General features: G+C 70.5%; 8 protein-coding genes. 3 read left to right on the top strand and 5 right to left on the bottom strand.

Annotated features, from left to right (window positions below):
• Positions 1-158: 158 nt before the first annotated feature.
• A complete protein-coding gene (ddaH, locus tag ABT004_RS35230) occupies positions 159-992 on the bottom strand; it encodes a dimethylargininase (RefSeq protein ID WP_351345528.1) in 834 nt (277 codons plus the stop codon).
• Between the two features lie 148 nt (positions 993-1140).
• Between ddaH and ABT004_RS35225 the strand changes: the two genes are divergently transcribed.
• Positions 1141-1803, top strand: a complete 663-nt coding sequence (locus tag ABT004_RS35225; protein ID WP_351345525.1) for a TetR/AcrR family transcriptional regulator — start codon at positions 1141-1143, stop codon at positions 1801-1803.
• 131 nt (positions 1804-1934) lie between these two features.
• A complete protein-coding gene (locus tag ABT004_RS35220) occupies positions 1935-2681 on the top strand; it encodes a bifunctional DNA primase/polymerase (protein ID WP_351345522.1) in 747 nt (248 codons plus the stop codon).
• A 116-nt stretch (positions 2682-2797) separates the two neighbouring features.
• On the opposite strand, the gene ABT004_RS35215 is transcribed toward ABT004_RS35220, so the two are convergent.
• Genes ABT004_RS35215 through efeO form a run of 4 tightly spaced genes read right to left on the bottom strand, consistent with a single transcriptional unit; the run spans position 2798 to position 7155 of the window.
• On the bottom strand, positions 2798-3778 hold the full coding sequence (locus ABT004_RS35215; protein ID WP_351345519.1) for an SCO2278 family lipoprotein: 981 nt from the start codon (positions 3776-3778) through the stop codon (positions 2798-2800).
• A gap of 49 nt (positions 3779-3827) precedes the next feature.
• Positions 3828-4673, bottom strand: coding sequence for an iron uptake transporter permease EfeU (gene efeU / locus ABT004_RS35210; RefSeq protein ID WP_351345516.1), 846 nt, complete (start codon positions 4671-4673; stop codon positions 3828-3830).
• A gap of 6 nt (positions 4674-4679) precedes the next feature.
• A complete protein-coding gene (efeB, locus tag ABT004_RS35205) occupies positions 4680-5957 on the bottom strand; it encodes an iron uptake transporter deferrochelatase/peroxidase subunit (protein ID WP_351345513.1) in 1278 nt (425 codons plus the stop codon).
• 52 nt (positions 5958-6009) lie between these two features.
• Entirely contained in the window at positions 6010-7155 is a 1146-nt protein-coding gene (gene efeO, locus ABT004_RS35200; protein ID WP_351345510.1) for an iron uptake system protein EfeO, read from the bottom strand.
• Between the two features lie 131 nt (positions 7156-7286).
• On the opposite strand from efeO, the gene ABT004_RS35195 reads away from it, so the two are divergent.
• On the top strand, positions 7287-7943 hold the full coding sequence (locus ABT004_RS35195; protein WP_351345507.1) for a PhzF family phenazine biosynthesis protein: 657 nt from the start codon (positions 7287-7289) through the stop codon (positions 7941-7943).
• Positions 7944-8004 lie beyond the last annotated feature (61 nt).

Genomic DNA, 8004 nt, shown 5'->3' with positions numbered 1-8004 from the left:
GCCCACCCCCCCCGCGGCTCCCGGGCCGACGCCTCGGGGCTCCGCCCCGGGCCCCGCTGCTCAATCGCCGCAGGGGCTTGAATGGCTCGATCGCCGCAGGGGCTTGAAGGGCCTGCTCAATCGCCGCAGGGGCTTGAATGGCTCACTCGCCGCCGAAACTAAGCGCGGAGCTCAAGGGTGCAGCACTTGACCGAACCGCCTCCCTTCAGCAGCTCGCCCAGATCCAACCCCACCGGCACAAACCCCCGCTCCCGAAGCCCCCCGAACAACCCCACCGCCCCCTGCGGCAGCAAGACATTCCGGCCGTCCGACACCGCGTTCAGGCCGAAGGCCACCGCATCCGCCTCGGAGGCGATCACCGCGTCGGGGAACATCCGCCGCAGCACCGCCCGGCTCCCGGGCGAGAACGCCGCCGGGTAGTACATGACGGAGTCGTCCGCGTCGTCGAGGACGGCCAGCGCCGTGTCCAGGTGGTAGAAGCGGGGGTCGACCAGGTCGAGGCCGATCACCGGACGGCCGAAGTACTCCTGCGCCTCCGCGTGGGACAGCGGAGAGGCCCGGAAGCCGCGCCCCGCGAGCACGTAGGAGGCGGTGACGGCGAAGTCGCCCTCGCCCTCGTTGACGTGGACGGGCTCGTGGACCTCGGCGTACCCGTGCGCCCGGAACCACTCCAGGTGCGCGGCGGCCTCCGCCTCCCGCTCCCGGTGCGCGAACCGGGCGCCGAGCACCCGGCCGTCCACCACGGTCGCGCCGTTCGCCGCGAACACCATGTCCGGAAGTCCGGGGCGCGGGTCGAGCACCTCGACGGTGTGGCCGAGCCCGCGGTAGCGGTCCCGCAGGTCCTCCCACTGGGCGACCGCGAGCGGAACGTCGACGGGTTTCGCCGGGTCCATCCACGGGTTGATCGAGTACGTGACCTTGAAGTGTGCCGGTGGGCACATGAGATAGCGCCGGGGTGTGGCGCGACGTTCGACAAGGCGCGGATTACGCAATGAGGGCTCCTCACGACCGCAGTGCTGGGTGGAAGCCCATGGTGCGGCCGGAGGGCCCCCCGGGGCTGTGAACCGAACGGGTGGTTCACGGGTGGCCCGGACGTTACGAGACGGACCGTCTCGGCTCGTGCGCTGCTACATTCGAATCATGTCAGCCACGAAGAGCCAGTCGGCGAAGAAGGCCGTCCCCGACGCCACCCGCCGCAGCGAACGTTCCCGCCGCGCGATCTACGACGCCGCCCTCGGCCTCGTAGGAGAGATCGGCTACCCGCGCACCACCATCGAGGGCATCGCCGCCCGCGCCGGTGTCGGCAAGCAGACGATCTACCGGTGGTGGGGCTCGAAGGCCGAGGTCCTGATGGAGGCCTTCATCGACCTCAACGAGCGCAACACGGAGGTCGCCGCCGAGCGGCACCCCGACTACCCGGGCGACCCGGCCGTCCTGCCCGACACCGGCGACATCGAGGCCGACTTCAAGCTGCTCCTGCACGCCACCGTCGACGTGCTCAAGGACCCCGTGTTCGAGGCGCCGGCCCGCGCGCTCGCCGCCGAGGGCCTGGCCGACCGCGCGTTCTCCGAGGAGTTCGTCGCCCGGCTGCTCATGCCGGGACTCGACCTGTACGCCGACCGGCTGCGGGCCGCGCAGGACGCGGGCCAGGTCCGCCCGGAGGTCGACCCGTTGATCGCCCGTGACCTGTTCTCCGGACCGCTGGCACAACGCTGGCTCCAGAACACCGGACCGCTCGACCATGCGTACGCGGACACGATCGTCGAGTACGCCCTCTACGGAATCGGCGGCTCCCGCTCCTAGCCGAGCGCCCTCACACACCCCGGATGTGGACTGTGGCCACCCGAGGCGCAGGATGGTGGGACACTTTTGGTCCAAGGTTCATCCGGACTCGGCACGACAGCAATGGCTCGACGGCGATGGTGAGGGGATTGATGGGCGCGGAGCAGGGTCGCCGATTCGGCGGGCGGAGCGGTACGGCGGGGCGTACGGGCGGCCTGATCTCACGATGGCTGCGGGCCGGGCGCGGCCCGAAGGACACCGCGGCCGCCGACGCGGCCCGCGAGGACCTGCTCTTCGCCGCTGCCGCCGCCGGACTGCCGCTGGCCCCGGCCGCGTACCCCTCCGACTACCGATGTTCGTGCAACCGCGTCGGCTGTCCGACCCCCGGCAGGCACCCCGTCTCCTTCGCCTGGCAGACCCAGTCCACGACGGACCGCGCGCAGATCGAGCGCTGGGCGGGACATCAGCCGCTGGCCAACTTCATCACCGCGACGGGCATGGTCCACGACGTCCTCGACGTCCCGCTGGAGGCCGGGCACGAGGCGCTGGAGCGACTCCTCACCGCCGGGATCGAGGTCGGGCCCGTCGCCGAATCGGGCGGCGACCGCATGCTCTTCTTCACGGCGACCCGTGGGACGCCGGACGAGGAGGACGAGTGGTGGCCCTGCGAGCTGGACTGCCACCCCGAGACGATGGACGAGCACCCCGGGCTGCGGTGGCACTGCCGTGGGTCCTACGTTCTGGTGCCGCCGGCGCGGTTGCCCGGTGAGCGTGAGGTGTTCTGGGTGCGGGGGCCCGAGCATGCGCTTCCCGATCCGCTGACGATGCTGGAGTCGCTGACGGACGCGTGTGCGCGATACGCGGGCGCCGAACCGGACTTCACACCGGCGTGGCCCTGATAAGTCGCCGCGGCACCTCAAGCCCCTGCGGCGATTGAGCAGGCTTTTCAAGCCCCTGCGGCGATTGAGCAGCGGGGTCCAGGGCAGAGCCCCGAGACCGCAACGCCGGGTGACCGTCAGCTGCCCTCGGCGGTCGTGATCCCCTCCACCCGCGACACCACGTGCACCGCCCCCGACGCCCCCGGCGGATCAATCGCCGCCTGCCCCGACACGTACCCGTACATCGCCGACTCCTTGGGCTCGCCCTTCATCAGCGCCTTCACGTCCGACCCGATCGAAGGCAGGTTGCTGCCGGGGAACGCGGTCAGCTTCTCGTAGCGGCGGGTCGTGAAGAAGACGAGGGCGCCGCCGTTCGCGGTGCGCAGGGCCACGGGCGCGTAGTTGCCAGCGGTGAGGGACTCGTCGATGAACTGCGTGGTGAGGCCGGGGCGCGTGCCGATCTTGTCGCGGGTCTGGCGCCAGCGCGTCGTGTGCGGGCCGGGGGCGAAGTCGTCCCCGCCCTTCTTGAGGTAGTGGATGTACTGCTCGCCCATGTCCTTCGGACGCTGCGCGAGACCCGACGCGTCCGGGTCGACGGACTCGCCCAGACCGTCCTTGTCCGTCTTGAACTTGGGGACCGTGCCGTCGCGGAACAGCGACAGGTACGAGACCGCCCACGGCGCGCTCTCGGCGTCCCGGGTGAACACCATGACCCAGCGATAGCCGTCGACCCGGTTGTTGTCCGAGTTCGTCACGAACCAGCGCGGCCAGCCGGCCTTCTTCGGCACCGTGATCCGCGTGTCGGTGAGCTTCAGCGGCGCGTGCTTCGGGTTGCCGTTCGGGTTGAGCGCGCGGCCCGCCTTCAGCTTCGCCGCGTCGATCGCGCCGAGCGCACCGGTGACGTACTTCGCGTCGGCGTCGGAGTCGTACGTCTTGTCCGCCTCGTTGTACGCGTCCACGAACGTGTCGACGGCGCTCGCCGCCTTCGCCTTCGTGGTCGTCGGTACGATCTCCAGCTCGCCGTGCACGGTCACGCACCCGCCCGCGGTGAGGGACAGCACGACCGCGGCCGCGACCGCTGCGACCGGTCGGCCGATCCTGTTCCTGGCCTCGCTCATGACGTTCGATTCACCTTCCGCTCCCCGGCCCCATGCACGCGCCCGAACCCTACCGGGAAGAGGAGGCACGCACTGCCGCGACCCTGCGGGAAAGCAGCCCGGGAGGCGCGAAGAACAGGGCGAGAGTGGGGACAAGGTAGACGAACCAGACGGTGACCTGCAGAACCGTCGGGTCGGGCTGGAAGTTGAAGACGCCCTTCAGGAGCGTGCCGAGCCAGCCGTCGGGGGAGATCGTGGAACTGATGTCGAAGGCCAGGTTGTTCAGGCCTCCGATGAAGTCGGCCTCCTGGAGGTCGTGCACGCCGTACGCGAGGACACCCGCGGCCACGACGACGAGCATGCCGCCGGTCCACGTGAAGAACTTCGCCAGGTTGATGCGGAGCGCGCCCCGGTAGAACAGCCAGCCGAGGACCACCGCGGTGGCCAGCCCGAGCAGCGCGCCGATCACCGGGTCCGTCGTGCCGTTGCTGGTGGCGTGCACCGCCGTCCACACGAACAGGGAGGTCTCCAGGCCCTCACGGCCCACCGCGAGGAACGCCGTGACGACTAGCGCCGCCGTGCCCATTTGCAGGGCGCTGTCCAGCTTGCCGTGCAGCTCCGTCTTCAAGTGCCGGGCTGTGCGCCGCATCCAGAACACCATCCACGTCACCAGGCCGACGGCGATGATCGACAGCGAACCGCCGAGCGCCTCCTGCGCCTTGAACGTCAGTTCCTGCGAGCCGAACTCCAGGCCCGCGCCGAACCCGAGCGACACGAGGACGGCGACGCCGACCCCCGCCCACACCGGCTTCAGGGCGTCCCTGCGCTCCGTCTTCACCAGGTACGCGACGAGGATGCAGACGATCAGGCTGGCTTCCAGGCCCTCGCGCAGCCCGATCAAGTAGTTCGCGAACATCGCTTCTCAGCCTTCCTTCTGCTCGAAGAGGCCGCGGCCCCACCAGTCGCTGCCGTCCCGCACTCCCGGCGGCACCGCGAACACCGCCGAACCGACGTGCTGGATGTACTCGTTGAGCGCGTCGGTCGCGAGGCTGCGCTGCACCGGGATGAACCCCTTGCGCACGTCCTTCTGGTACGCGAGGAAGAACAGGCCCGCGTCGAGCCGGCCGAGTCCGTCCGTGCCGTCGGTGAACGAGTAGCCGCGGCGCAGCAGCGTCGCCCCGTGGTTGGAGTCGGGGTGCGCGAGCCGCACGTGCGCGTCCGGCTTCATCGCCTTCAGGAACGGTTCGTCGCGCTCCTTCGCCTTGCCGACGGGAGCGCCCTCGCCCTTGTCCCGGCCGAACACGTCCTCCTGCTCCAGCAGCGACGTGCGGTCCCAGGTCTCGACGTTCATCCGGATCCGGCGGGCGACCAGATACGAGCCGCCCTTCATCCAGTCGGCACCGTCGCCCGGGGAGTCCACCCACACATGCTTGGCGAGACGGTCCTTCTCGGTGCCCGCGATGTTGCGGGTGCCGTCCTTGAAGCCCATGAGGTTACGGGGCGTCTGCGCGTCCGGCGTCGTCGAGGACGTCTTGCCGAAGCCGAGCTGCGACCAGCGGATGGCGACCTTGCCCATGCCGATCCGGGCGAGGTTGCGGATGGCGTGCACGGCGACCTGCGGGTCGTCCGCGCAGGCCTGCACGCACAGATCGCCGCCGCTGCGGGTCTTCTCCAGGTTCTCGCCGGGGAACTTCGGCAGGTCGACGAGCGCGTCCGGGCGCTGGTCCGCGATGCCGAGGGCCTTGCCGTGCTTCTCGAAGAGGGAGGGCCCGAAGCCGATCGTCAGCGTGAGCCGGGACGGTTGCAGCCCGAGCGCCTCGCCCGTGTCGTCCGGTGGCGCCTCGGCGAGCCCGCCGTACGCGCCCTCGCCGACGGTGCGCCCCTCGGTCATCCGCGCGGCGGCCTTCGTCCAGTCCTTCAGGAGCTGCACGAACTCCTCGCGGTCGGCCGTCTTCACGTCGAACGCCGCGAAGTGCAGCCGGTCCTGCACCGCCGTCGCGATCCCGGCCTGGTGCGCTCCGTGGAAGGGCACCGCGCCGCCCGCCTCACCGGCGGGCTGCATGTCCGAGCCGTCGTCGGACCGGGCCAGGACGACGGCGCCGCCCGCGGCCGCGGCGCCGAGCGCGAGCCCGGCGCCGCCGACGGCGAGCAGGGAACGCCGGGACGGGGAAGGGGAGTTGGAGGTCTCGTCGTCCGTCATGGCGACCCTCTCCTCGTGGTGCGTGTTCACGTGTACGGCTGCTCGGCGAGCGCTACTTGACGACCGCCGCGGCCAGCTGCGACAGCGGCTCCGCCAGCGCGTTGACCGCGTCGGACAGCTCCTTCTGGTCCGCCTTGCCGACCTTGTCGTAGGAGGTGAACCCGTAGCCCTGCTTGCCCTCGCGGTACTTGTCGAGCAGCTTGTCCAGCGCGGCGAACTGCTTGTCCAGCTCCTTGGTCAGCGCGGTGTCGTTCTTCGACGCGACCGGCTCGAGCAGCTCGTACGCCTTCTCGGCGCCCTCGACGTTGGCCTTGAAGTCGACGAGGTCGGTGTGCGAGTAGCGCTCCTCCTCGCCGGTGACCTTGCCGGTGGCGACCTCGTCGAGCAGCTCCTTGGCGCCGTTGGCCATGGAGGTGGGCGTGATCTCCGCCTTGCCGACGCGCTGCTGCCAGTCGTCGAGATCCTTGTCGAGCCGGTCCGCGAGCGCCTTCTCGCTCTTCCCGATCTCCTTGTCCTTCCACAGCGCCTTCTCCAGGCGGTGCCAGCCGGTCCACTTCTGGCCCTCTTCGAGGCCGTCGGCCCGCACGTCGACCTTCGGGTCGATGTCACCGAAGGACTCGGCGACCGGTTCGGTGCGCTCCCAGCCGATACGGGAGGGGGCGTACGCCTTCTTGGCGGCCTCCAGGTCGCCGTCGCGGACGGCGTCGGTGAACGTCTTCACCTTCGGCAGCGTCTCGTCGGCCTGCGCCTGGGTGTACTGGCGGTAGGCGGCGACGGCGTCGTCGAGCTTCGGGTCCCGCTTCGCCGTGGACTTCCCGCCGGTCACCTGCACGTCCTGGCGGTGGCCCTTGCCCTTCATGCCGGGGATGCAGGCGATGCGGTAGTCGCCGCTCTTCACCTCGGCGGTGAGGCTGTGCCGGGTGCCGGGGCCGATGTTCTCGCGCTCGGAGACGATCCGGTCGTCCGGGAAGAGGATCTCGACCTCGGTGACCCGGGACCCCTTGTTCTCGACCGCCAACTCCACGTGCCCCGCGGGGAACTTCTTCTTCGACACCTTGCAACTGTCGTCGTCGGCGGTCACCTTGATCGCACCGGAACCGGCACTCTTGGCGTCGCTCTTCTGCGTGCAGCCCGTGACGGCCGTCAGGGCGGCCACCGCGGCGACGGCGGTGGAAACGGTGAGTCGGGCGGCTCGCATGCGGGCTCCAAGCAGGGGTAACTAAGGCGGACCTAACTTATATGAGGCTTACCTCAGTGCTACCCATGGCCAAGTCAGGGAAGGGTCAAGCGCTGGTCAAGCATCGAGTGTCGCGTGGTTGACTTCCGCCCATGAACGAGTACGGCATCGAGTACGACGTGGTGCGCGTCTTCTGCGCCCCCGGCGGCCGGGAGGGCAACGCGCTGGGCGTCGTCCGCGACGGCTCCCGCCTCCCCGACCGGGACGAGCGACAGGCCTTCGCCGCCGAACTCGGCTTCAGCGAGACGGTCTTCGTCGACGATCCCGAGCGCGGCGTCATCGACATCTACACGCCGACCGCGCGCCTGCCGTTCGCCGGGCACCCCTGCGTCGGCACGGCCTGGCTGCTCGACGTGCCGGAACTCGTCGTGCCCGCGGGTGTCGTCCGGGCGCGCCAGGACGGCGAGTTCAGCTGGATCGAGGCGCGGGCGGAGTGGGTGACCGGTCGTACGTTGCGGCAGTACGGATCCGTCGCGGAGGTGGACGCGCTGCCGGTTCCTCCGGAGGGGGAGTGGGTCTACGCGTGGGCCTGGGAGGACGAGGCGGCGGGGCGGGTTCGCGCCCGCGGGTTCCCTGGCCGGGGTGACGGCATCGTGGAGGACGAGGCGACGGGGGCGGCGGCGCTGGCGCTCACCGCCCACCTCGACCGCGCCCTCAACATCCGCCAGGGCCACGGCTCCCAAATCCTCACGGCCCCCTCGCCGGGAGGTTCGGTCGAGGTGGGCGGCCGGGTCCGCTTCCCCCGCTAACCCCCGGGGCTCCGCCCCGGACCCCGCGCCTCAATCGCCGGCGGGGCTTGATAAATCAAGC

This window comes from Streptomyces sp. NPDC002790 (assembly GCF_040295505.1).
GTDB lineage: Bacteria > Actinomycetota > Actinomycetes > Streptomycetales > Streptomycetaceae > Streptomyces.
This window is presented reverse-complemented; position numbering and strand designations above follow the sequence as displayed.

Bases quoted from the DNA above. Each gene is read 5' to 3' on its own strand.
- ABT004_RS35225 (WP_351345525.1), top strand. From the start codon at position 1,141: ATGTCAGCCACGAAGAGCCAGTCGGCGAAGAAGGCCGTCCCCGACGCC.
- ABT004_RS35220 (WP_351345522.1), top strand. From the start codon at position 1,935: ATGGGCGCGGAGCAGGGTCGCCGATTCGGCGGGCGGAGCGGTACGGCG.
- ABT004_RS35215 (WP_351345519.1), bottom strand. From the start codon at position 3,778: ATGAGCGAGGCCAGGAACAGGATCGGCCGACCGGTCGCAGCGGTCGCG.
- efeU (WP_351345516.1), bottom strand. From the start codon at position 4,673: ATGTTCGCGAACTACTTGATCGGGCTGCGCGAGGGCCTGGAAGCCAGC.
- efeB (WP_351345513.1), bottom strand. From the start codon at position 5,957: ATGACGGACGACGAGACCTCCAACTCCCCTTCCCCGTCCCGGCGTTCC.
- efeO (WP_351345510.1), bottom strand. From the start codon at position 7,155: ATGCGAGCCGCCCGACTCACCGTTTCCACCGCCGTCGCCGCGGTGGCC.
- ABT004_RS35195 (WP_351345507.1), top strand. From the start codon at position 7,287: ATGAACGAGTACGGCATCGAGTACGACGTGGTGCGCGTCTTCTGCGCC.